21 protein-coding genes are annotated in these 23,979 nt (G+C 71.9%); 15 read left to right on the top strand and 6 right to left on the bottom strand.

Features of this window, described 5'->3' with window-relative positions; all coding sequences use genetic code 11:
- The first annotated feature begins 6 nt into the window (after positions 1-6).
- Positions 7-438 carry a hypothetical protein gene (locus tag OHA72_RS03160; protein WP_327006355.1) on the top strand — a complete coding sequence of 144 codons (432 nt, stop codon included), beginning with the start codon at positions 7-9 and terminating at the stop codon, positions 436-438.
- Here OHA72_RS03160 and OHA72_RS03155 read toward each other — a convergent pair.
- Together OHA72_RS03155 and OHA72_RS03150 are read right to left on the bottom strand one after the other, a co-directional pair.
- Positions 435-1,865: a glycoside hydrolase family 13 protein gene (locus tag OHA72_RS03155; RefSeq protein WP_442788499.1), complete on the bottom strand. Its 1,431-nt coding sequence runs from the start codon at positions 1,863-1,865 to the stop codon at positions 435-437. The two genes, OHA72_RS03160 and OHA72_RS03155, sit on opposite strands and share 4 nt — an antisense overlap.
- A 4-nt stretch (positions 1,866-1,869) precedes the next feature.
- Positions 1,870-2,796, bottom strand: coding sequence for a MerR family transcriptional regulator (locus OHA72_RS03150; RefSeq protein WP_327006354.1), 927 nt, complete (start codon positions 2,794-2,796; stop codon positions 1,870-1,872).
- Between the two features lie 57 nt (positions 2,797-2,853).
- On the opposite strand from OHA72_RS03150, the gene OHA72_RS03145 reads away from it, so the two are divergent.
- The 9 genes from OHA72_RS03145 to OHA72_RS03105 all read left to right on the top strand — a co-directional run bounded on the left by OHA72_RS03145 (position 2,854) and on the right by OHA72_RS03105 (position 11,652).
- Positions 2,854-3,195, top strand: a complete 342-nt coding sequence (locus tag OHA72_RS03145; RefSeq protein WP_327006353.1) for a hypothetical protein — start codon at positions 2,854-2,856, stop codon at positions 3,193-3,195.
- A 193-nt stretch (positions 3,196-3,388) separates the two neighbouring features.
- Positions 3,389-4,447, top strand: a complete 1,059-nt coding sequence (locus tag OHA72_RS03140; protein ID WP_327006352.1) for a BMP family lipoprotein — start codon at positions 3,389-3,391, stop codon at positions 4,445-4,447.
- Positions 4,448-4,516: 69 nt separating this feature from the next.
- Positions 4,517-6,037, top strand: a complete 1,521-nt coding sequence (locus tag OHA72_RS03135) for an ABC transporter ATP-binding protein (protein WP_327006351.1) — start codon at positions 4,517-4,519, stop codon at positions 6,035-6,037.
- A gap of 91 nt (positions 6,038-6,128) precedes the next feature.
- Entirely contained in the window at positions 6,129-7,271 is a 1,143-nt protein-coding gene (locus tag OHA72_RS03130) for an ABC transporter permease (protein WP_327006350.1), read from the top strand.
- Positions 7,268-8,521, top strand: a complete 1,254-nt coding sequence (locus OHA72_RS03125; protein WP_327006349.1) for an ABC transporter permease — start codon at positions 7,268-7,270, stop codon at positions 8,519-8,521. The genes OHA72_RS03130 and OHA72_RS03125 overlap by 4 nt, the downstream gene beginning before the upstream one ends.
- 50 nt (positions 8,522-8,571) lie before the next feature.
- Positions 8,572-9,228: a cytidine deaminase gene (locus OHA72_RS03120; protein WP_327011435.1), complete on the top strand. Its 657-nt coding sequence runs from the start codon at positions 8,572-8,574 to the stop codon at positions 9,226-9,228.
- Positions 9,229-9,313: 85 nt separating this feature from the next.
- Entirely contained in the window at positions 9,314-10,591 is a 1,278-nt protein-coding gene (locus OHA72_RS03115; protein WP_327006348.1) for a thymidine phosphorylase, read from the top strand.
- Positions 10,591-10,950, top strand: a complete 360-nt coding sequence (locus tag OHA72_RS03110; protein WP_327006347.1) for a cupin domain-containing protein — start codon at positions 10,591-10,593, stop codon at positions 10,948-10,950. The genes OHA72_RS03115 and OHA72_RS03110 overlap by 1 nt, the downstream gene beginning before the upstream one ends.
- A gap of 21 nt (positions 10,951-10,971) precedes the next feature.
- A complete protein-coding gene (locus OHA72_RS03105) occupies positions 10,972-11,652 on the top strand; it encodes a DUF4272 domain-containing protein (RefSeq protein WP_327006346.1) in 681 nt (226 codons plus the stop codon).
- Here the strand turns inward: OHA72_RS03105 and OHA72_RS03100 are convergent.
- Positions 11,644-12,468, bottom strand: coding sequence for a putative RNA methyltransferase (locus tag OHA72_RS03100; protein WP_327006345.1), 825 nt, complete (start codon positions 12,466-12,468; stop codon positions 11,644-11,646). The two genes, OHA72_RS03105 and OHA72_RS03100, sit on opposite strands and share 9 nt — an antisense overlap.
- Positions 12,469-12,485: 17 nt before the next feature.
- Here OHA72_RS03100 and OHA72_RS03095 point away from each other — a divergent pair, with 17 nt between their 5' ends.
- The 5 genes from OHA72_RS03095 (at position 12,486) to OHA72_RS03075 (ending at position 18,796) form a co-directional block, all read left to right on the top strand.
- Positions 12,486-13,556, top strand: a complete 1,071-nt coding sequence (locus tag OHA72_RS03095) for an adenosine deaminase (RefSeq protein WP_327006344.1) — start codon at positions 12,486-12,488, stop codon at positions 13,554-13,556.
- Positions 13,557-13,856: 300 nt separating this feature from the next.
- Entirely contained in the window at positions 13,857-17,336 is a 3,480-nt protein-coding gene (locus tag OHA72_RS03090; RefSeq protein ID WP_327006343.1) for a sensor histidine kinase, read from the top strand.
- Entirely contained in the window at positions 17,333-17,737 is a 405-nt protein-coding gene (locus tag OHA72_RS03085) for a roadblock/LC7 domain-containing protein (RefSeq protein WP_033358336.1), read from the top strand. The genes OHA72_RS03090 and OHA72_RS03085 overlap by 4 nt, the downstream gene beginning before the upstream one ends.
- 98 nt (positions 17,738-17,835) lie before the next feature.
- Positions 17,836-18,213 (top strand): DUF742 domain-containing protein, encoded by a 378-nt coding sequence (locus OHA72_RS03080; RefSeq protein WP_033358337.1) that lies wholly within the window; start codon positions 17,836-17,838, stop codon positions 18,211-18,213.
- On the top strand, positions 18,194-18,796 hold the full coding sequence (locus OHA72_RS03075) for a GTP-binding protein (RefSeq protein WP_203848113.1): 603 nt from the start codon (positions 18,194-18,196) through the stop codon (positions 18,794-18,796). The genes OHA72_RS03080 and OHA72_RS03075 overlap by 20 nt, the downstream gene beginning before the upstream one ends.
- A 1,385-nt stretch (positions 18,797-20,181) precedes the next feature.
- Here the strand turns inward: OHA72_RS03075 and OHA72_RS03070 are convergent.
- The 3 genes from OHA72_RS03070 to OHA72_RS03060 are packed head-to-tail and all read right to left on the bottom strand — an operon-like array spanning position 20,182 to position 23,872.
- The gene (locus OHA72_RS03070; protein WP_327006342.1) at positions 20,182-20,625 is read right to left on the bottom strand and encodes a hypothetical protein; all 444 of its coding nucleotides are present in this window, start codon (positions 20,623-20,625) and stop codon (positions 20,182-20,184) included.
- Positions 20,622-22,256 carry a hypothetical protein gene (locus OHA72_RS03065; RefSeq protein ID WP_327006341.1) on the bottom strand — a complete coding sequence of 545 codons (1,635 nt, stop codon included), beginning with the start codon at positions 22,254-22,256 and terminating at the stop codon, positions 20,622-20,624. The genes OHA72_RS03070 and OHA72_RS03065 overlap by 4 nt, the downstream gene beginning before the upstream one ends.
- Positions 22,253-23,872 carry a hypothetical protein gene (locus OHA72_RS03060; protein WP_327006340.1) on the bottom strand — a complete coding sequence of 540 codons (1,620 nt, stop codon included), beginning with the start codon at positions 23,870-23,872 and terminating at the stop codon, positions 22,253-22,255. Before OHA72_RS03060 ends, OHA72_RS03065 begins: the two co-directional genes overlap by 4 nt.
- Between the last annotated feature and the right edge of the window lie 107 nt (positions 23,873-23,979).

Below are 23,979 nucleotides of genomic sequence, written 5' to 3'. Positions count from 1 at the left end.
GGCGCCGTGGGTGCACTTGTGACTTTGGACCTGCCGGCCGACGCGCCGGCGCTGACCCTGCCGTGGATCATCACCTTCGGCCCGTTGAACGAGGACGAGGAGTGGGAGCCCGTCGTGTGCGGGCCCTACGAGCGGGCGCACGCGCTCGCCCTCGCCGAGGCCGTGGTGGCCGACGAGGACCTGATGGCGGTGGTCGAGCCGCTCCAGCCGCACGTCACCGCCGAGCAGATCCTCGGTGACATCGCCGCCTCCCGCCTGGCGGCCGAGAACGAGGACCTGGAGACGGCGGCGCTCGACGAGGAGTTCGCCGACTACGAAGATCACGATCATCACGGCCATGACCACGACCACGACCACGACGACCACACGCACGAGGCGCCGTCGATCGAGGAGATCCGGGCAGGCTTCGCCCGGATCGCGGCCAAGCTGACGGCCTAGTCCGGTTGGATCGCCCACCAGGCGGTCGTGTCCGGTGGCAGCTCGCCGGCCATCTCGCTGCTGCTCAGCAGCGGGGTGGCCGGCCCCTCGACCCGCACCGCGGCGGCGGTCAGGTTCGCCGCGACCCGGGTGGTCTCCGTCTCGAACAGCAGCACGCCGTCGGGTGCGTCGAGCCAGCGCAGCGTCGTGGCCGGGCGGCGCAGCCGCAGCGCCTCCCGGTAGAGGGTCAGCGTGGAGCGCGGGTCGTCGCGCTGCGCGGCGACCGTCAGCGGGGCCCAGTCCGCCGGCTGCGGCAGCCAGGAGCCGCCCGGCCCGAAGCCGAACGGCGGGGCTTCGCCCGACCAGGGCAGCGGCACGCGGCAGCCGTCCCGGCCGAGCTCGGTGCCCCCGGAGCGGATCCACTGCGGGTCGACCCGCATCTCGTCCGGCAGGTCCAGGACCTCCGGCAGGCCGAGCTCCTCGCCCTGGTACAGGTATGCGCTGCCGGGCAGGCCGAGCATCAGCAGGACGGCGGCGCGGGCCCGCCGGACGCTGCCGAAGCGGGTCACGTGCCGGCGCCGGTCGTGGTTGGACAGCACCCAGGTCGGCGGCGCGCCGACCGTAACCGCGGCGGCCAGGGACGCGTCGATGATCCGGCGCAGGACCACCGGGTCCCAGGGTGCCTCCAGGAAGTCGAAGTTGAACGCCTGGTGCAGCTCGCCGACGGACACGTAGCGCGCCACCCGGTCCGGCGCGGTGTCGAACACCTCCGCGACGGCCATCCGGTCGCCGGGGTAGGAGTCGAGGATCTTGCGCCAGCGGCGGTGGATCTCGTGGACGTCCTCGTGGTCGAAGAGGGTCACGCCGGCCAGGTCCTTGATCATGCCGTGGGCGACGTCGACCCGGAAGCCGTCGACGCCGCGGTCCAGCCAGAAGCGCAGGATGTCGTCGAACTCCGACCGCACGTCCGGGTTGTGCCAGTTCAGGTCCGGCTGCTCGGGCGCGAACAGGTGCAGGTACCACTGCCCGTCGGCGACCTGCGTCCAGGCGGGTCCGCCGAACAGCGACCGCCACCCGTTCGGCTCGTCGCGGAAGATGTACCGGTCGCGCCGGCCCTGCACGAACCACGGGTGCAGCGACGACGTGTGGTTGGGCACGATGTCGACGATCACCCGCAGCCCGAGCCGGTGGGCCTCGGCCAGCAGGGCGTCGAAGTCGGCAAGGGTGCCGAAGACGGGGTCGACGTCGCGGTAGTCGCTGACGTCGTAGCCGCCGTCGACCATGGGGGAGCGGTAGAACGGCGAGAGCCACAGCGCGTCGACCCCGAGGTCGGCGAGGTGGCCGAGCCGGGCGGTGATGCCGGGCAGGTCACCGACGCCGTCACCGTCGGCGTCGGCGAAGCTGCGCGGATAGACCTGATAGATGACCGCGTGCCGCCACCACTCCACCAGGTCACGCTAACGGGCCACGGCCCGCCCGGAGGGCGTTCAGGAACCACTCCCACCGGTGCATGGTGGCCGGGACCGGCGGCCACCCGTTGATCACCGCCATGAGCTGCCAGTAGCGCTCGGCGCGCGGGTCGACGGCGAGGGTGAGCTGGTCGATGAGCGCCTCGCGGTCGCCCTCGGCCACGCCCCACCGGTCCAGGACGGCGGCGACCACCGGCACCGCCTGAGGGCTTCCGGGCGCCACGCCGTCGTCCATGTACGCGCCGACGTGACCGGTGAACCACGAGATCTCCGACATGTCGGTGGGCGCCAGGCGGCGCTCGTCCGATGCGAAGCTCCGCTTGCTCATCTCCCGCAGCCGCGCCCGGAAGTCCTGCTCGCGCAGCATCCCGGCGAGCTCGATCCACGCGTCGACCTGCGCGTCGGTGGGGTCGTCGGGCAGCTCGGGGGAGACGCTGCGCATGCGCGCGGTGAACTCCGCGGCCTCTGCGGAGTCGGCGATCCCGGTGAAGATGCTGTCGAAGAACTCGTCCACGATGCGCCGGCGCTCGTCGGTGCTCGCCTGCGCGATGCGGGTCATCCGGTCCAGCTCCGCGGGGGTCGGGTCGCCCTGTGCCGAGTGCAGGGACACCGCGCGCAGCGCCGCCCGGCGCAGCCGCAGCACCCGGATCTGCACGCCGAGCGCCTCGGCGTGCGCGGCGGCGACGGCGCCGAGGTCCTCGCCGCGGTCCAGGACCCGCTTGATGGTCGCGATGTCCAGCCCGAGTTCCCGCAGCGTGCGCACGAACTCGAGCCTGACCAGCGAGTCGTGGTCGTAGCGGCGGTAGCCGGCGTGGGAGCGCTCGGCCTCCGGGACCAGTCCGACGTCGGAGTAGTAGCGGATCGTCTTGACCGGCAGGCCGGACAGCCGGGACAGCTCGCCGATGTTCATGCGGCCATCGTGGACCCTCCAGCAGCGGGAGAGTCAACCAACCGCTACCTTGCGCCTGTGGAACCTTTGCGGCTCATCCTCCTCTATGCCCACCTCATCGGCTTCGCGCTGCTGCTGGGCGGGTCGATCACCCAGTACCTCACCGGGAAGCTGCGGATCAACAACGCCATGTTGTGGGGTGCGACCGTCCAGGTCGTGACCGGCATCGCGCTGTCCGCGCCCCTGCGCGACGGCGACGAGCCGCCGGCCGCCAAGCTCGCCGTCAAGGCCGTCATCGGGCTGGCGATCTTCGCCATGGCGTTCTTCTCACGCAAGCGCGAGCAGGTCAACCGTGGGCATTTCCTGGCTTTGGTGGGGCTAACGCTCGTTAACGCCGCCGTTGCCGTCTTTTGGAAGTAAACCGGGCGTTACAAGATCGATCTCAGTAGGCTGGAGGGACGGTCGGCACGTCACGGCCCTATAACGCACTCCTCCCAACCCGGCAGCAAACAACGGAACTGTCGGTCCGAGGGCGTACGCTCCCGCCGTTGGGATTCACCGCGTTGGGGCGGTGCTTTGGTGAAGGGAGACCGTCTTGCGCCGAGTGCGTGGGATGAAGGTTCTCGCGGCCGCCGCGGTGGCGATTGTCGCGTTGGGCAGCATGGCCGCTTGCGGCGATGACAAGGGCGACGAGCCAGGCAGCACGAGCAGCGGCACCACGAAGAAGAGCGTCAAGGTCGGCCTTGCGTTCGACATCGGTGGCCGCGGCGACAAATCGTTCAACGACTCCGCGGCAGCCGGTCTCGACCGGGTCAAGTCGGAGCTGAACCTTGAGGTCAAGGACCTGGCCGCGGTCGCCGGCGAGAGCGAGAACGACAAGTACACGCGTCTGAAGCTGCTCTGCACGACCGGTTACAACCCGGTCATCGCGGTCGGCTTCGTCTACGACGGCGCGGACTCCAAGAACGGCCCGCTCGCTCGCGCCGCGAAGGACTGCCCGCAGACCAAGTTCGCCATCGTCGACGGCGGCACCGCCGCCGACAACGTGGCCGACCTCGTGTTCGCCGAGGAGCAGGGCTCCTTCCTGGTCGGTGCGGCCGCGGCGCTGAAGACGAAGACCGGCACGGTCGGCTTCATCGGTGGCTGCCAGGTCGACCTGATCAAGAAGTTCGAGGCGGGCTTCGCCGCCGGCGCCAAGGCCGCCAAGGCCGACGTCAAGGTGCTGACCAACTACCTGTCGACCCCGGCCGAGGCCTGCAAGGGCTTCAACGACCCCGCGGGTGGCAAGACCGCGGCGACCGGTATGTATGACCAGAAGGCCGACATCATCTACGCGGCCGCCGGCGGCTCCGGCACGGGTGTCTTCGAGGCCGCCAAGGCCAAGAACGCCCTGGCCATCGGCGTCGACTCCGACCAGTACAACACCGTGACCGACGCCTCGCTCAAGACGGTCATCATGACGTCGATGCTCAAGCGGGTCGACAACGCGGTGTTCAACTTCGTCAAGGACTTCGGCCAGGACAAGTTCAAGGCCGGTCCGACCGTCTTCGACCTCAAGTCCGACGGCGTGGGCTACTCCACCTCCGGTGGCCAGGTCGACGACATCAAGGACAAGCTCGACAAGTTCAAGGCGGACATCGTCGCCGGCACGATCACGGTGCCGACCAAGTAATCGGAAGCTGGGCGTGAGGCGGGGGACTGTGATCCGGTCCCCCGCCATCACTTGTTGAAGGAGCCTCTCGTGACCGCGGACCCACCCGCCGTCGAGCTGAAGGGGATCACCAAGCGGTTCCCCGGCGTCGTGGCGAACTCCGACGTCAACCTCACCGTCCGTAAGGGGACGATCCACGCGATCGTCGGTGAGAACGGTGCCGGCAAGTCGACCCTCATGAAGATCCTCTACGGGATGCAGCCGCCGGACGAGGGCGAGATCCTCATCGAGGGCAACCCGGTGAAGTTCTCCTCGCCCCAGGGCGCGATCGAGGTCGGCATCGGCATGGTGCACCAGCACTTCATGCTCGCCGACAATTTCACGGTCACGGAGAACGTGGTCCTCGGCGCCGAGAAGCTGCACGGCATCGGCACCCAGGCCAAGGACAAGATCACCGAGATCTCCCAGCGGTACGGGCTGGACGTCGAGCCCGACGCGCTGGTCGAGGACCTCGGCGTCGGCGACCGCCAGCGGGTCGAGATCCTCAAGGTGCTCTACCGGGGCGCCCGCATCCTCATCCTCGACGAGCCGACCGCGGTGCTGGTCCCGCAGGAGGTCGACGAGCTGTTCGGCAACCTCCGCGAGCTCATCCGTGAGGGCCTGACCGTGCTGTTCATCTCGCACAAGCTGGACGAGGTCCGCGGCGTCGCCGACGACATCACCGTCATCCGGCGCGGCACCACCGTCGCGTCCGTCAAGCCCGACCAGGTCACCGCCCGCCAGCTGGCGACCCTCATGGTCGGCAGCGAGCTGCCCAGCCCCGAGGCCCGCGAGTCGACCGTCACCGACGTGCCGGTCCTGGTCGTGCGGGGGCTCACGGTCCGCGGCCCCGACGGGCGGCCGATCGTGGACGACGCCACGTTCACCATCCACAAGGGCGAGGTCGTCGGCATCGCCGGCGTCGAGGGCAACGGCCAGGCCGAGCTCGCAGAGGCGATCATCGGCATGCGCGCCTCCACGGGCACCGTCGAGCTCGACGGCGTCGAGATCGCCGGGTGGGACACCCGCCGGCGGCGCGAGGCGGGCGTCGGCTACATCCCGGAGGACCGGCACCGGCAGGGCCTGCTGCTGGACGCGCCGCTGTGGGAGAACCGGATCCTCGGCCACCAGACCGAGCCGCCCAACGCCCGCGGCTTCCTGATCAACGTCGGCGGCGCCCGCCGCGACACCACCCGGATCGTCGCCGAATACGACGTGCGCACGCCGAGCATCGACGTGGCCGCGGTCGCGCTGTCCGGCGGCAACCAGCAGAAGCTCATCGTCGGCCGGGAGATGAGCCACCAGCCGAAGGTGCTCATCGCCGCCCACCCGACCCGCGGGGTCGACGTCGGCGCCCAGGCCGCCATCTGGGACCACATCCGCAACGCCCGGATCGCCGGCATGGGCGTGCTGCTCATCTCGGCCGACCTGGACGAGCTGATCGGCCTGTCCGACGCGCTGAAGGTGATCTACGGTGGGCGCCTGGTGGCCGATGCCGACCCGTCGACCGTCACCCCTGAGCAGCTCGGCGTCGCCATGACCGGCGCCGCAGGTGAGGAGATTCCTTCATGACCGGTCCGGAGCGCAGCGGAGGAGCCGGGCATCATCGGCTCAGGGCACTTCGTGCCTCATGTCGGCGCCGGAGCGCAGCGGAGGGGTCGGCATGAGTGCTGCTGTGGGCGCCCGGCGCATCGATGTCGGGAAGCTGCTCCCGCAGCTGATCGCACCCGTCGCCGCGCTGGTCATCGCCGCCGCGATCTCCTCGATCGCGCTGCTGATCAGCGACAAGGACCCTCTGCTGGCCTTCCAGCACATGTACGAGTTCGGCACGCAGCCCGACCAGAAGGTCGAGATCCTCAACAAGGCCAGCGAGCTCTACATCGCCGCCGTCTCGGTGGCGTTCGGCTTCAAGATGGGCCTGTTCAACATCGGCGTCGAGGGCCAGTCCAAGGTCGGCGCGTTCTTCGCCGGCGCCCTGGCCAGCGCGTCGTTCATGGACTGGATGCCGGGCGGCCTGCGCATCGTGCTGATCGTCGTGGTCGCGATGATCGTCGGCGCGGCCTGGGCGTCGATCGCCGCGCTGCTCAAGACCCAGCGCGGGGTCAGCGAGGTCATCTCCACGCTGATGCTCAACGCGATCGGCGGCCTGGTCGTCACCTGGCTGCTCAACGAGCACTGGGGCGTCACCGAGCCCGGCGCGCAGATCAAGACCACCGGCATCCTGCCGGAGGACTCGTGGATGCCCGGCCTGCCGATCATCTCCGGCACCGAGCAGAAGGTCCTGGGCTTCTTCGCCGTCGCGGTGGTCCTCGGCGCCGCGTACTGGTTCGTGATCAACCGGACCCGCTTCGGCTTCGACCTGCGGGCCACCGGCTACAACCCGTTCGCGGCGACCGCCAGCGGCGTCAACGCCAAGCGCATGGTGATCACCGCGATGCTGATCTCCGGGGCGATCGCCGGGCTGGTCAACCTGCCCCGCATGCTGGGGGAGAGCCACACCTACACGGAGGGCTTCGGCGGCATCGGCTTCACCGGCATCGCCGTGGCGCTGCTGGGCCGCAACCACCCGATCGGCATGGCCCTCGGCGCGATCCTGTGGGGCTTTCTGGCGAGCTCCCAGATCATCCTGGACCTCGACGGGATTCCCAAGGAGATCATCCTGATCATGCAGGGCGTCACGGTCCTGTCGGTCGTCATCGCGTACGAGCTCGCGGCCCGCATCGGCCGGCGGGCGCAGCAACGGCGGGTCGGCGTGGCCACCGCCGCGGCGGCGCCGGCGATCCCGGTAGTGGAGGAGTCGAAGTGAGCACCGACGCGATGCTCTCGGCGGCGGCGGCGAAGCCCGCGGCCAAACCCCGGGGCCGGCGCATGTCCACCGGCACGATCCTGCTTATCGTCGCCGGGGCGCTGGTCGGGTTGTCCCTGGTCCACCAGCTGGCGGGCGCCTCCGACGTCACGTCGCAGGGTGCCATCCAGGCCGCGCTGCAGGCGGCGGTCCCCCTGGGGCTCGCCGGTCTCGGCGGCCTCTGGGCGGAGCGTGCCGGCGTGGTCAACATCGGTCTCGAGGGCCAGATGATCCTCGGCACCTGGTTCGGCGCGTGGGGCAGCCTGGAGTTCGGGCCGTGGATCGGCCTGCTCGTCGGCATCCTCGGCGGCGCGATCGGCGGGCTCGTCCACGCCGTCGCCACGGTCACGTTCGGCGTCGACCACATCATCTCCGGCGTCGCTATGACGATCCTGGCGCCCGGGGTCGTGCGCTACCTGTCCTACATCACCTGGGGCAGCGCCGGCGCCACCCAGTCCCCGACGGTCGTGGACCAGGTGCCGAGGCTCTCGGTGCCCGGCATCAACGGTCTCAAGGGCCTCGAGGAACACCAGTGGTTCCTGATCAGCGACATCGCCGGGGTACTGCGCGGCCTGCTCTACGAGGTGTCCATCGTGACGATCCTCGCGGTGCTGCTCATCCCGCTCACCGCGTGGCTGCTGTGGAAGACCGCCTTCGGCCTGCGCGTCCGGTCGGTCGGCGAGGACCCGCAGGCGGCGGAGAGCCTCGGCCTCAACGTCTACCGCTACAAGTACTACGGCGTGGTCATCTCCGGCGCGATGGCCGGGCTCGGCGGCGTGTACCTGTCCACCGTCACCTCCGCGATCTACCGCGAGGGGCAGACCGGCGGGCGTGGGTACATCGGCCTCGCCGCGATGATCTTCGGCAACTGGCGGCCGGGCGGCCTCGCCGTCGGCGCCTCCCTGTTCGGCTACACCGACGCGCTGCAGCTGCGGCGCGGCAGTGAGTCCGTGCACGCGTTGCTCCTCCTGGTCGGCGCGCTGCTGCTGGCCCTGGCCGTGTGGGAGTTCATCAGGCGGAACAGGGTCGTGGCGATCTCTTCCGCCGTCCTCGGCGTCCTGTCCTACGTATTGTTCTTCTCTGTGGACAAGATCCCGACGGCACTGGTGCAGGCGGCGCCCTACATCACGGTGCTGGTGGTGCTGGCGCTCGCGGCGCAACGGCTCAGACCGCCCGCCGCGGACGGCAAACCGTACCGGCGTGGAGGCTGAGCGTGACGGACGTTGACTGGGTGGCGCTGCGCCGGGCGGCCGTCACCGTGATGGCGCGCGCCTACGCGCCGTACTCCAAGTTTCCGGTCGGCGCGGCGGCGCTCGTCGACGACGGCAGGATCGTCGTGGGCTGCAACGTCGAGAACGCCTCCTACGGGCTCGGCCTGTGCGCCGAGTGCGGCCTGGTCTCCAACCTCCAGGTCACCGGCGGCGGCCGGCTGGTCGCCCTCGCGTGCGTCGACGGCGACGGGCGGCCGCTCATGCCGTGCGGCAGGTGCCGGCAGCTGCTGTGGGAGCACGGCGGCCCGGACTGCCTCATTGACCACGCCGACGGCCCGCTGCCCATGTCGGCGCTGCTGCCGCACGCCTTCGACGACACCGACCTGGGCCGGCTCGCGCCGTCGGGTCTTTCCGTCCCGGCCGCGCTGGCGCTGAAGATCGGCACCGGGACGGTGTTCGTACACCCCGACGTCGCCGACGGCCAGCAGGTCTGGACCGGCTACTGGGAGCGTTCATCCGGCACCGTCGACGGCGAGCCGGCGGGCATCCTTGAAGAGGGGCCGACCTGGGGCACCGCCGCCGAGGGGGTCGCCTGGGGCCGGATCCGCACGCCCCGGGTGGTCGTGGTCGACGCGCAGGGCAGCACGAGTTGGGCCGGGGACACCCCCCGACCGGCCGGCATCGAGCAGGACTGGAGCACGCCATGAGTGGGCCGGAGCGCAGCGGAGGAGCCGCGAATCAGGGGCGCGGTGTCGGCTCAGGCCGGCGCCGGAGCGCAGCGGAGGTGACGGCATGAGTTTCGCGGCGGTCGACGTCATTCGCGCCAAGCGTGACAAGGGCGTCCTGAGTGACGCACAGATCGACTGGGTCGTCGACGCGTACACCAAGGGCGTCGTCGCCGACGAGCAGATGTCGGCGCTCGCCATGGCGATCCTGCTCAACGGCATGACCGCCGGGGAGATCGCCCGCTGGACCGCTGCCATGATCGCCTCGGGGGAGCGGCTGGACCTGTCCGGCGTCGGCCGGCCGACCGTCGACAAGCATTCCACCGGCGGCGTCGGCGACAAGATCACGCTGCCGCTGACCCCGCTGGTCGCCGCGTGCGGCGCGGCGGTGCCGCAGCTGTCCGGCCGCGGCCTGGGGCACACCGGCGGGACCCTCGACAAGCTCGAGGCGGTCGCCGGCTTCGGCACCAAGCTGTCCAACGAGGCGTTCGTCGAGCAGCTGCGCACGGTCGGCGCGGCCATCTGCGCCGCCGGCGAGGGTCTCGCCCCGGCGGACCGCAAGCTGTACGCGTTGCGCGACGTCACCGGCACCGTCGAGGCGATCCCGCTGATCGCCAGCTCGATCATGAGCAAGAAGATCGCGGAGGGCACCGGGGCGCTGGTCCTGGACGTGAAGTTCGGCTCCGGGGCCTTCATGCGCCAGGTCGCCGACGCCCGCGAGCTGGCGCGCACCATGGTCGAGCTGGGCAAGGCCCACGGCGTGACCACCGTCGCCCTGCTCACCGACATGGAGGTCCCGCTCGGCCGGACCGTCGGGCACTCCGTGGAGGTCGAGGAGTCCCTGGAGGTCCTCGCCGGCGGCGGCCCGCAGGACGTGGTCGCGCTGACCCTGGCCCTGGCCCGGGAGATGCTCGACGCGGTGGGCCTCGGCGACGTCGACCCGCTCGCCGCGATCGCCGACGGGCGGGCCATGGACTCGTGGCGGGCCCTCGTGCGCGCCCAGGGCGGCGACCCCGACGCGCCGCTGCCGGTGGCCAACGAGGTCGAGACGATCACCGCCGGCCGCGACGGCTTTGTCGCCACCATGGACGCCTATGCCATCGGCGTGGCCGCCTGGCGCCTCGGCGCGGGCCGGGCCCGCAAGGAGGACCCGGTCAGCGCCTCGGCCGGCATCATCCTGCACCGCAAGCCCGGCGAGGCGGTCCGGGCCGGCGATGTGATCATGGAACTGCGCGCCGAGGACGCCGGCAAACTGCCCACGGCGCTGTCCGTGGCCCGTGACGCGGTCGCGCTGTCGGACACGCCGCCACCCTCCCGACCGTTGATTCTCGACAGGATCTCCTGATGCCAGAACTGATCAAGGCCCCGACTCAGATTCCCGTCCCCGGCGGCAAGGTCATCGACGAGTACGTCGGCCGGGTCAACTCCGGCGAGTCGGCGGTGTCGATCGCCCGGATGCTCGCACCGGGCGGCTGGACCGAGCCGTTCCAGACGCCGGAGTTCGACGAGTTCACGATCGTGCTGCGGGGCACCGTCCGGGTCGAGCACGACGGCGGCCACTTCGACGTCGAAGCAGGTCAGGCCGTTGTCACCCGCGCGGGGGAACGCGTGCGGTACACCACGCCGACCCCGGAGGGCGCCGAGTACGTCGCGGTGTGCCTGCCCGCCTTCGGACCGGACCTGGCCCGTAGAGACACTGCTTGATCCTGCCGCTACAGTGCCCGGGTGACCGTGACGTCGCCGGATCCGCAGCGGGTGCGGGAGGCGAGCCTCGAAGAGCTGCACCGCCTGCGGCTCCCCCTGCCACCGCCCAACTTCCCGCTGGCGTGGGAGCCGGGCGACCTGGTGGAGCTGCGCTCCGGCGAGGAGATCGAGGCCCGCGCCGCGATCCTCAACGTCGTGCTCGCCCGTGCCTTCGGCATGCCGCCGCCGCTGGCGACCGAGTGGCTGCGCGAGGCGCGGCTGGAGGAGCGGGTGACCAGCCCGGAGTGGCAGTTCGTCGCGGAGGGCGAGGGCGACGAGCGCTCCTTCGCGCTGCACCTGGAGGCGCTCTTCGCGCTGTCCTGGCTGCTCGGCATCGCCATGGACCTCGACCCGCTGCTGCCCTCCGCCGACGGGCTCATGGAGCGCCTGCCCAACCTGCCGCAGGGGGAGACCTTCGCGGCGTGGCGGCAGCGCACCCTGGCCGCGCCCCGCGGTGCGGCCGCCGCGGCGGCCCAGCTCGACCTCTACTACTGCCTGGACTGGTCATATCTGGAGGCGGAGCGCCGGCGGCTGCCGCTGCCCGGGCAGATCGACTCCAACTCGATCGGCCAGCGGCGCTGGGCCCTGGAGTGGGCGGTCATCTTCACCGGTCCCTATCACGGAGACCCGCCCGGCTGGGAGGACGTCGACCTGTCAACCTGACGTCCAGGTGCTCAGGTGTACCTCCAGCGTGGCCGTGATCGGCTCCGGCATGCCCGCGAGGGTGGCGGCGACCTTCGCGGGGTCGGTGTGCCACGCGCTCGGCCCCATCCCGACGAGCGCGGCCGCGGCGGCCCGGTCCAGGCTCAGCCCGGCGCGCAGCGGGACGCTGTCGCGGGGGGTGAGCCACGGCCGCAGGCCCGCGGCGAGGCGTTGCGGCTTCGCCGGGTCGACGCCGACCATGCCCAGCGCCGTCACCAGCTCGGCGAGGTGCCCCGGTGCGGGGGTCACGACCACCAGGACGCCGCCGGGGCGCAGCACCCGGGCGAACTCCTGACCCGACCGCGGCGCGAACACGTCGAGGATCACGTCGGCGGCGGCGTCCTGCACCGGCAGCCCCTGCCACACGTCGGCGCGGACCGCGCCGATCCGGGGGTCGATCCTCGCCGCGCGGCGCAGCGCCGGTTTCGACACGTCCACGGCCAGGCCCACGCGGTGCGGGCCGAGGGCGCGGGACAGGTACCGCCCCGTCCCGGCGCCCACCTCGACGATCAGCCCTGCTCCCGGTACACCCGCCGCGGCCGCTGCGACAGCGTCGGACACGACGTCGAAGTGCCCGGCGTCCAGCAGCGACTCCCGGGCGGCGACCATGTCGGCGCTGTCGCCGGCGTGCACCGTCCGGCCGGCGGTCAGGTCCACGTAGCCCTGCCGGGCGACGTCGAACGAGTGACCCGCGGCGCAGCGCAGCGCCCGGTCCGCGGCCGCGAGAGCACCGGCACAGACCGGACAACGCAGATGTGTGATGACGGAAGCGTGCACGCTACTAGTGTCGTTCCATGGTTGCTCCTACCTACGACGAGATCCGTCGCGCGCCGAAGGCCCTCCTCCACGACCACCTCGACGGGGGCCTGCGCCCCGCCACCATCCTTGACCTCGCCGCCGGCATCGGCCACGAGCTGCCCGCCGCCACCCCCGAAGGGCTCGGCGAGTGGTTCATCGCGGCCGCGGACTCCGGCTCGCTGGAGCGCTACCTGGAGACGTTCGCGCACACGGTCGCGGTGATGCAGACCCGGGAGTCCCTCGCCAGGGTCGCCCGGGAGTGTGCGCTGGACCTCGCCGCCGACGGCGTGGTCTACGCGGAGGTCCGGTTCGCCCCCGAGCAGCACCTCGCCCAGGGCCTGGTGCTGACGGAGGTGGTGGAGGCGGTCCTGGACGGCTTCCGCGAGGGCTCCGCCGAGGCGGCCGCGGCCGGCAGCCCGATCCGGGTCGGCACGCTGCTGACCGCGATGCGGCACGCCGCCCGCTCGATGGAGATCGCCGAGCTGTCGGTGCAGTACCGCGACGCCGGTGTGGTCGGCTTCGACATCGCCGGCGCGGAGGCCGGCTACCCGCCCACCCGTCACCTGGACGCCTTCGAATACCTCCAGCGCGAGAACTCGCATTTCACCATCCATGCGGGCGAGGCGTTCGGCCTGCCGTCCATCTGGCAGGCGATCCAGTGGTGCGGCGCCGACCGGCTCGGACACGGTGTGCGCATCGTCGACGACGTCGCGGACGACAATTCGCTCGGCCGGCTCGCCGCGTATGTGCGGGACAAGCGCATCCCCCTGGAGCTCTGCCCGTCGTCCAACGTCCAGACCGGCGCCGCCGCCTCGATCCGGGAGCACCCGATCGGGCTGCTGCGTGACCTGCGCTTCCGGGTCACGGTCAACACGGACAACCGGCTGATGAGCGGGACCTCGATGAGCCGCGAGATGGCGCTGCTGGTCGAGGCCTTCGGCTACGGCTGGTCCGAATTGCAGTGGTTCACGGTGAATGCAATGAAAAGTGCTTTCATTCCGTTTGATGAGCGCCTGTCGTTGATCAATGACGTCATCAAGCCCTCGTACGCGAAGTTGATGTCGTAATTTTGTCCTGATTTGTCAGCCGTCATCATCTGCGTGCATCGGGTAAATCGCCCAGCGTAACGGGATGATCGGATGAAGCACCCGCCAAACGGACTTTTTTCCCGACTGGGAACATAACGGCTAGCGGCAGGCCTGGGCTTTCTTCTTGCGACGGGACATGGTGGAATCTCGGAGGTCTGGCCCAGTAGGGTCGGCCGGTCGCGGGTGCCTGCTGTTTCACAAGGCCCCGGTTCGGAGGGCGGTGAAGTGAGCAAACGGCCAACGACGCGGGAGCCGGTCTCGTCGCGTCTGCGTCTCCCGGTGGGCCGGCTCCGAGACCTGCCGATCTGGTCGAAGCTCGGCCTGATCATGATCGTCCCGATCATCGCGACGATCGTGGTCGGCACGAACGGCCTCGTCAACAACATCGGTCAGGCCAACGACGCCGACCGGGCCCGCACCCTGTCGGGGCTGTCCGCCCAGGCGTCGGCGCTGGTGCACGAGCTGCAGAGCGAGCGCGCCAACGCGGCGCTGCTCCTCGGTGTGATCGGCTCTCCGGCCGACGTCGAGGCGCGCGCCACCTTCGAGCGGCAGATCCAGAAGACCGAGGACGCGAGCAAGGACTACCGGCTCACCCGGTCCGGCCTGGCCGACCCGCCCGAGGACTTCCGCAGGCAGCTCGCGTCGATCGACACCCAGCTGCTCGACCTGCCGGGGATGCGCAAGCAGATCTCCGAGGGCGGCAAGGAGATCCTCGCCAGCACCGTCGTCAGCCGCTACCGCACGATGATCGACGACCTGCTGAGCATCCGCGACGCCGCCGCCGAGCTGTCCAACAATCCGACGCTGGGCGCCGACATGCGCGCCGCCGCGGCGATCTCCGAGATGAAGGAGCAGGTCTCCCTCGAACGGGTCGTCGTGCTGCGGGTCCTGACCACCAGGGCCTTCACTCCGCAGCTGCGCAAGGAGTTCGACGCCGCGCTCAACGGCCAGGAACAGGCCGAGGAACAGTTCCGGGTCGTCTCCGAGCCGTGGCACCGCGACCTGTTCGACAAGAAGATCGCCGGCTCCGACCTGCGTGAGGCCGCGAAGTTCGAGGGCCAGCTCACCCCGCTCACCACCGAGGCACTGCCCGGCGACATCTTCAGCGTCGCCAACTGGGACAACGCCATGGTGAACAAGACCAACCTGTTGCGCGGCATCGAGATCGAGTTCGATGAGCACAACATCGAGGACGCCACGGCGCACCGCAACGACCTGCAGCGCCAGGTGCTCGTCACCGCCGGTGCCCTGATGGGCATGCTGCTGCTGGCCATCCTCTTCGCCTGGATCGTGGCCCGGTCGATGGCCCGCTCGCTGCGGGAGCTGCGCCACGGCGCGCTGACCGTCGCGCAGTACGGGCTGCCCCAGGCCGTCCAGCGACTGCGTGACCCCGCACTCGCCGGTCAGATGTCGCCGCACCAGCTGGCGCTGCAGATCGCCGAGCCACTACCGGTCCGAAGTCGCGACGAGTTCGGCCAGGTGGCCGAGGCGTTCAACGCCGTCCACCTGGAAGCCGTCCGCACCGCGGCCGAGCAGGCCGCACTGCGGGCCAGCGTCGCGACGATGTTCGTCAACCTCGCCCGCCGCTCCCAGATCCTGGTCGACCGGCTCATCGGCCACCTCGACCGCCTGGAGCGCGGCGAGGAGGACCCGGACCGGCTGGCCGAGCTCTTCCAGCTCGACCACCTCGCCACCCGGATGCGCCGTAACGACGAGAACCTCCTGGTGCTCGCCGGTGCCGACTCGACCCGCATCCAGCGCGAGCCCGCGCCGCTCATGGACGTGCTCCGCGCCGCGCAGTCCGAGGTCGAGCACTACACGCGCATCGAGTTCGGCATGATCGACCGGGACATCGAGATCGCGGCCCACGCGGTCAACGACATGGTCCACCTGGTCGCCGAGCTGCTGGACAACGCGACCGCCTTCTCCCCGCCGGACTCCGCGGTCATCGTGGAGGCCCGCCGGGTCGGCGACCGCTCCGTCCTGCTCGTCGAGGACCACGGCATCGGCGTCTCGCCCGAGCAGCTCAACGAGCTCAACGAGCGCCTGGCCAACCCGCCGATGGTCGACGTGGCCGTCTCCCGGATGATGGGCCTCGTCGTGGTCGCCCGGCTGGCCGCCCGGCACGGTGTCAAGGTCGAGCTGCGGGCCGCGCGGGAGCGTGGCACCATCGCCGACATGACGCTGCCCGCCGGGGTCCTCGTGCCGAGGGCGCTGTCCGGCCGCGCCAATGCCGGGATGCCGACCGCGGGCATGCCCGCCGTCGGGCCCAACGACATGGTCCAGGCCCGGCCGATCCCGTCGACGCCCGCACCGCGCTCCCCCCTGGCCTCGCCGCTCGCGCTGGAGAGCGGTCCGGCACCGGCCGGCGGCGGCAACGGCGGCGGTCCGCGCTTCGGCACGCTCACCAGCAGCGGCCTGTTCGGCGGCGGTGGTCACCACACCGGCGAGCGCCCGACGGTCAACGGCTTCGCCAACGGCACCCCGCCCCGGCGGGAGACGCCGCCGGTGTCCAACGGGCAGCCTCCGTACGGTGGACCCAACGCCTTCCACGACGGCGGTGGCTTCGGACAGGGTCCTTCCGGTCCGCCGCCCCGCGACGGCTTCGCCGGCGGTCACGGCCCCGGCCCGCGTGAGGCCGGTCCCGGCCCGCGCGACGGTGGCTTCGGCGGTCGCCCGCCGCTCGGCGCCGGACCCGCTCGCAGCCTGCCCGCCTGGTCGGACCTGACCGGCGTCGGCGGCGACCAGGGCCGGCAGTCGCCCGACGATCTCAACCCGCTGCCCCAGCGCCGTGCCAACGAGAACTGGGACGTCGACGGCGAGGTCGAGGACGAGGTCAGCGGCCAGATCCCGCGGCAGCGCCCCGAGGTCCCCGGACCGCGTGGCTACGACGCTCCCACGGCCTACGCCGCCGGTGGACCCCCTCCGGCCGCGGCGGCACCGCCCGCCTGGCCGCCGGTGTCCCCGGCGCCCGCGCCCGGGGCACCCGCGCCGCAGCCGGACAGGTATGCGGCCGCGGCGGCCCAGCAGGCGGAGGCCTACGCGCAGCCGCAGGCCGAGGCGTATCCGCCGGTCGACATGACCGCGGAGATTCCACGGGTGCGGCTGGACTGGGACCCCTCGGTCTCCGAGGGCGAGGCCGCCGACTCCCGTCAGCGCTTCGTCGACGAGACGATGGAGCTGCCGATCTTCCGCGAGCTGGAGTCGGCCTGGTTCCAGACCACCAGCAAGCGCCCGACCTTCGACGACGAGCCTGTCGCCCATGTGCCGGCCCCGGCGACGATGCCGGTGCCGCCGCCGACACCGGCACCGGTGTCCAACGGCACTACGGCGACGCGCCCGGTCGAGGTGACGTACAGCGACACGGCATACGTGCCGCCGCAGCGATTTGAAACCCGGGTTCCGGGTGAAGCTTCGCGAGGTTCGGCCGACCGGGCATCCGGCGGTCCGGCGGTAAACTGGCAGACTGCGGCAGACGAAGGATGGCAGGCGGCCGCCGCACTCGCCGAGGAGCAGGAATTTGCGACGACCGACACGGGTTTGCCAAAACGCGTGCCGCAGGCGCAACTGGTCCCCGGCGGGGTGGAGAAGAACCCCGCCACGGTGCACCGGCGCACACCGGAGTCCGTGCGTGGTCTGTTGTCCGCGTATCACCGAGGCGTTCAGCGCGGCCGCACCCGGTCCGACGACTCGAAAACCCCGGAGCCCACTTCGGCCGGGCCTCAAAACTCGCAGGTTGGCAAGGAGCAAGAGGCATGACATCTACGCAGGATCTCGGTTGGCTGCTCGCCAACTTCGCGGACCGAGTGCCGGGCGTCGCCCACGCGGTAGCCGTGTCGGCAGACGGTCTGCTGTTGGCCGCCTCTCGTGATCTGCCGCGCGACAGAGGCGACCAGCTCGCCGCGATCGCCTCCGGCCTGGTGAGCCTTACGCAGGGCGCCTCCCGCTGCTTCGAGGGCGGGGCTGTGCTGCAGACCGTCGTCGAAATGGACAACGGCTTCCTCTTCCTGATGTCGATCTCCGACGGTTCCTCGTTCGCGGTCCTTGCGGCCCGGGCGTGTGACGTCGGTCAGGTCGGATACGAAATGGCGCTGCTGGTCGACCGGGTCGGTGACGCATTGACACCGCCACCCCGGCCGACGGCATCGATGCTCGGCTGAACCTGAACTAGGTGCTTTACGCATTAGCTCATGACGCAATAGATGTTGACGCATTAGCTGTTGACGAGGCCCGACGAGTGAGGAGGTGAACGGCGACCATGGCCGAGCGCGATGAACCAACCGGCGCGTTGGTCAGGCCGTACGCCGTCACCCGAGGTCGCACCCGGCCAAAGCTGGATATTGCGATCGAGGCGCTGGTCGAGACCACCGTGCGTGGTCGAGCGGCCAACTCTCGGCCGGGCGGTGCTCACGGACAAGAACAGCAATACATTTCCACGCTTTGCGACGGTCGCTTGCAGTCTCTCGCTGAGATCGCGGCGCGCATGCAGCTTCCGCTGGGTGTCGCGCGGGTCATCGTTGCGGACATGGCTGCCGACGGACTCGTCGCGGTGTACGAGCCGACCTCGCTCGACGAAAACGAGTCGGTGGGCACAGAACTGCTTGAGAGGGTGCTGAGTGGACTTCGGAGGCTCTGACGTGGCAGTCCGCCCAGGGCGGGTCACGTCAGCGAAGATCGTCATCGCCGGAGGGTTCGGCGTGGGCAAGACCACACTGGTCGGCTCGGTCTCGGAGATCACGCCGCTGACCACTGAGGCCATCATGACGTCCGCCGGCGTCGGTGTGGATGACACCCGCAATGTCCCCGGCAAGACGACGACCACGGTCGCGATGGACTTCGGTCGTATCTCGATCGACCGTGACCTGATCCTGTACCTGTTCGGCACGCCGGGCCAGACCCGTTTCTGGTTCATGTGGGACGAACTGGTCCGCGGCGCCATCGGCGCTGTCGTCATGGTGGACACCCGGCGTCTCGCCGACTGTTTCGCCGCGATCGACTTCTTCGAGCATCGGCGGCTGCCGTACCTCGTCGCCATCAACTGCTTCGACGGCGTGCAGTATCACAACGCCGACGACGTCCGCGAGGCGCTCGCGATCTCCAGCGACGTCCCGGTCGTCTCCTGCGACGCCCGCTCCCGGGAGTCGACGAAGAACGTGCTCATCTCGCTCGTCGAGTACGTCCTGTCGATGCGCCGCACCCGGGCCACCGCCCCCGCGTAACACCCCCTGGCACCCCCCTCTCTCGCACGTCCTCGCGCGCACCGCGTCCGCCACCTCAGCACGGCGGACCCGGTGCGCGCGTCTGTCTTGCCGTGGCCTGGACGCTGCTCACCATGCCGGTCGAGCTCAAGCCCCTGCGCCGCGTCCCGCAGAGCCGCGTGCCGAGTGCCGGGGTGCCGGTCGCGGAGGTCGAGACCCGCGGCCTGCGGCACGGCGGTCCCGTGGCACGCCCGGCCGACGCCGCTCCGACGCCGCTCCCACGCCGCTCCCACGCCGCTCCGGGGCCGTATCACGCGGAATGGACCGTCGCCCACGCGCTGACCTGGCTCCGCGACGCCCGGCCCGCCGTCACCCCGACCGCTGCGGCCCTCCCTGCCGCTGGCGCCTCACCCCACGCGGTCCTGGCTGCCATGGAAGCCGCGGGCCTCCCTGCCGCCGGCCCGACCCCGCGGTCCTGCTTGGCGCAGGCGCCTCACCCCATACGGTCCTCCCGCTGCGGAAGCCCGACCGCCGCGGGCCTCCTCGCCGTCGTCGGCCCGACCTCCGCGGTCCTGCTTGGCGCAGGTGCCTCACCCCATGCGGTCCTGCCTGCCGTCGACGGCCCACCGCTTGCGGTCCTGCCTGCTGCAGGCGCCCGCCCCACGCGGTCCTGGCTGCCGTGGACGGCCCATCACCTGCGGGCCTGCCTGCCGCCGGAAGCCCCGACGCCCGTGGTCCTGCCTGTCGGCGAGGCTCAGCTCCTGCCGTCGGGCGGTGTTCCGGTCCGGGCGTCCTCCATGCCGCGCACAGCCCGGCCTCCGCAGCCGACTCAGCAGTCGACTCCGTCGGCGACGCCTCGGCCTCGCTATCCGTTCCTTCAGTGACACGCCCGCTCCTGCGGTCTCTCCGACGGCGACGCCGTCATCCTCCGCGGGCGGCTCGACCTCGCGGCGGACACCGCCTACCTGCTCGACGGCACAGCGGGCACCGCCCACCTGCTCGACCTGACGAGCACCCTGATCCAGATCGAGCCTCCCCACTGCCGACGGGATTCGCAGGCACCTGGCTCCAGGGGCGCGCCCCGCGTGCCTGGAGATCCCGACGACCCGTGACCACGCGCGGACCCTCTGGTGAGCCCTGAGAGGCGCGCATCGATCGCGGACCACCGAGAACATGGAAACGTGCCGTGCAAGCGTCCACCGCGCACCTGAGCCCAGCTACGGCCGCCGCCGGGCCCGAGGGTGACGATGTCCTGCGCTCCATCCTCGCGACGGCCCGCAGCCAGGTCCACCGCCGCACGCCGAAGTCGACACTCCATCACCGTTCAGTTACTCAAGGTGAATGTGATGGGATTGCAGGCAAGCAAAAGGGCCGCCCAGTGATGGGCGGCCCTTCTGTGTCAGTGCCTAGCGGCGCGCTGAGCGGTACTCGAACTCGCGCTCCTGATATTCACGGCTGGCCTCGCGCTCGCGGCTGAAGTCCCAGCCGCCGGCCGCCTCGCGACCCGGACGGCCGCCGACGGCGAAACCGCCGACCTCCTGGCCCCGGCGCCAGCCACGGAAGTAGCCGGTGGTGTGCGCGGCGATCTGCGCGGCGTCGCGGACGATGCGCAGCGGGCGCTCCGGGGAGTTGACCGGGGAGCCGGGGACCAGGTTCTGCTGCGGCACGCGCCGGGGCAGGCCCGTCGAGGTCTCGTCGCCCAGCTTCGGCTGGGCGGCCTGCTCGGCGGCGCGCCAGGCGGAGTCGTTCTGGTTCTCCCAGCTGACGGCGGGGCGCTCGGCCGGGGTCTCCGTCTCGCTGTCTGCGTCCCAGTCGGTGAACCACGCGGAGCGTGCCGCGGCGAATATCAACAGATCGCCGTCGGCCTCGTCGGAGGGCTTCGTGGTCGCCTCGGCGCGTTCGGCGGCGGCGCGGCGGCTGCGGCCCGCGCCGGTGCCGTTGCTGCGGGCGGTGGCGCGTTCGGCCGGGCCGTCGACCAGGCGGAGCGCGGGCGGCTCGAAGCGGAACTCGCCGCTGTATTCCCCGCTGAGCTCGTCGGCGTACCCGGTGAGCGCCGGGTCCGGCACGGGTGCGGGCTCGACGAGGCGGAGACCGGCGGGCTCGGCCGGCAGGTCGCCGGTCTGCCACGGCGGCGGGACGCGACCCTCGCGCTGGCGGGGCAGCTCGACCGGGCGCTCCGCCCGGTTGCGACCTGCGGGGATCTCGCGGCGGAGCGCTCGGACCGCGGGATCTCGGTCCGGGACCGCTCGCTGCGGGGGATCTCGGTGCGGGCGGCCTCACGCGCGGGCTCCGGCGCCTCGGCGCGGGACCGCTCGCTGCGGGGGATCGCGGTGCGGGACCGCTCGGACCGGGCGGGCTCACGCGCGGGCTCTGCGGCCTCGGCGCGGGAGCGCTCCGACCGGCGGCCTTCGGACCGTCCGGTCGTCGCTGCCTCGTCGGTACGGCTGGCGCGCCGCCCCCGGCTCGGCTCCGCGACGGTCTCCCCGTCGGGGCTCGCCAGGTCGGAGCGGTTGAGCGGGTCACGGTCGGCCCGGTTGCGGTCGGTCCGGTTGCGGTCGGAGCGGCTCAGCTCGGAACGGTTGAGCAGCTCGGCGTGCTCGGAGCGGACGGCGGTGGGCTCCGCGGCGCCACGGCCGCCGAAGTCGCCGGTGGCCTCGAGGTCCTGCAGCTCGACCGGCGGCTTGGGCAGGTCGCTCAGGCGCGGCAGGCTGCTCAGGTCCGAGGAGAACGACGGGGTCTCGACGGCGTACGCCGACGTCGTCATGTTGAGCGGGTCGCCGTCGAACGCGTCGGTGCTGTCGGCGCCGCTCAGCGGCCAGTTGCTGCGCGTCCCGGGTGCCGGCGTCGCCGGGTCCAGGCTCGGCGGCTCACCGAGGGAGCTGAGGTCGCTGAGCCGGATCGCGCCGCTGTCGCTCTCGGCGGGGGGCGCGGAGGAGGGCCGGGTGAAGTCGAAGCCGCTCTCGGCGAGCAGCGGGGCGATGCCCGGCGGAGGCGTCGGCATCAGCGACGCGAACGTCGGCTCGGTCGCGGCCGGCGGCGGGATCACCGGTGCTGGGGCGACCGGCGGCGGTGCGACCGGGGCGGGCGCGACGGGCAGGGGAGCGACCGGCACGGGCTGCGGCGGCGCGGGCTGCAACGGCACCGGGATCGACTGCATCGACGCCGGGATCGGCTGCTGCTGGTACGTCGGCGGGATCGGCGGCGCGGGTGCGTACGTCGGCGTCGGCGGCTGGTAGGCGGCCGGCTGGTACAGCGGGACGGCCGGCTGGCCGGGCACACCGGCGGACGTGTTGTCGAACGCGCCCGGGAAGGTCGGCGAGTAGCTGGGCGGCGTCGACGTGACCGGCTGCCCGTGCCCGGGCGGCGCGGTGTAACCCGGCGGCGTCGAGGTGACCCCGTACGCCGGGGGCGTCGACGTGACGCCGTAGCCGGGCGGGGTGGACGTGACCTGCTGCCCGAACCCGGGCGGCGTCGAGGTCACGTGCTGCCCGTAGCCGGGCGGGGTCGAGGTGACGGGGGGGCCGTACGCCGGCGGCGCGGAGGCGACCTGCTGCCCGAACCCGGGCGGCGTGGACGTGACCGGCTGCCCGTAACCGGGCGGCGTCGACGTGACGGGCTGGCCGTACGCCGGGGGCGCGGAGGCGACCTGCTGCCCGAACCCGGGCGGCGTGGACGTGACCGGCTGCCCGTAACCGGGCGGCGTGGAGGTGACCGGCTGGCCGAACGAGGCGGCCGCGGGCTGGTAGCCGGGCGGCGTCGAGGTGACCGACGGCGGGCCGGAGACGACCGCGCGACGCGACGGCGGGCTCGACACGACCGACGCGGCCGGGGAGCGGACACGGCCGGCGGCTGGGCCTGCGAGGGCAGCGCCTGAGCGGGTGCGGCCTGAGCGCGGCGGCGACCACCGGTCGCCTGCGCGGCGGAGGTGCGTCCGGCGGCGGCAGCGGGCTGGGCACCTGCCCCGAAGGAGGCGGCGGCGGACCCGGGCGCACCCTGGGCGGCGGTCGACTCGGCGGCACGGGCGGCCTCGGCGGCGCGGGCGGCGACCCGGGTGCGGGTCGGCGGCGCGTCCTGCCCGACGGCGGCCACGGCTCCGAGGGAACCGGCGGCGGGGACGGGTGCGGGCTGCGCGGAGCGCAGCGGAGCGACCGGCGTCAGCGGCGAACCGGGGCGCTGGCGCCCCGGCTGCAGCCGGGACGGGCTCATCTTGTCGGCGAGGACGCCGACGAGCGAGGACGCGGCGGCGTCGCAGGCGCGGACCGCGGCGACCGACTGCCGGATGGTCTCGGCGACGGCGGCGGTGAGCGCACGGTTGACCCCGGTGCGGCGGGGGGTCTCGGCGATCGCGACCCGCAGCGCGGTGATGGCCTCGCCGAGGGTCTCGGCGTCGGCGAGACCGCCGGCGGCGAGTTCGGTGACGACCTGGGCGTCCCGGTTCCGGCCGGCGGCACCGCCGCCGAGGATGCCGGGCTCGGGCAGCGCGTCGAGGATCGCCAGCGGGATGGCCTCGGCGGGGTCCGGGTAGGCACGCAGTGCGGCCGGGTACAGCTCGCGCAGCACCTCCCGCAGCGTCGCCGCGGCGCTCTGACGGCCGGAGACGACCGCGGCGTGGGCGGCGAGGACCGGCTTGAGCGGCAGCATGTCACGCGGCGGGGACTGCCCGACCGCGGAGAGCACGCCGGCCTGCAGCGCGCGGGCGAGGCCCACGGCGCGACGCTCGGCGGCGTTGGACTGGATCTCCTCCGGCGACTCGTCGTCGGCGAACCGCTCGGCGTAGTCGTCGGCCGAGTCGTCGTCGGTGAAGGCGAGGTTGCGCCCGGCCGCGGTGAGCAGCTGGGTGACGACGTGGTCGTCGCTTTCGGCCGCGACCGCGACGGCGGACTGCCCGCCGGAGCGTTGCGCGAGCAGCGCGCTGAGCTCGGCGTAGCCGCCGGCGTCGTCGCTCACCTCGCAGATGTCGATGAGTCGGCCGGCGTCGTCGACGACCGCGACGGTCAACCAGATTTCGGAGCTTGACTGCGGCTCGGCGAGATCAGCCGACGCCAGACCGCAGTACACCCGAACGAGCGCCACCGCGTCGTCCTCCTCTCGGGACATCAGTTGAGCTTTCGCCACGTCGGCGGGGACGTGTCCCGGCACCCCGCCGTGTGTTGCCGCAGGTCAAACTGAACGACCTCTACTAAACAGGTTACGAGCGGGTGGCG

This window comes from Dactylosporangium sp. NBC_01737, assembly GCF_035963215.1.
In the GTDB taxonomy this organism is placed as follows: domain Bacteria; phylum Actinomycetota; class Actinomycetes; order Mycobacteriales; family Micromonosporaceae; genus Dactylosporangium.
This window is presented reverse-complemented; position numbering and strand designations above follow the sequence as displayed.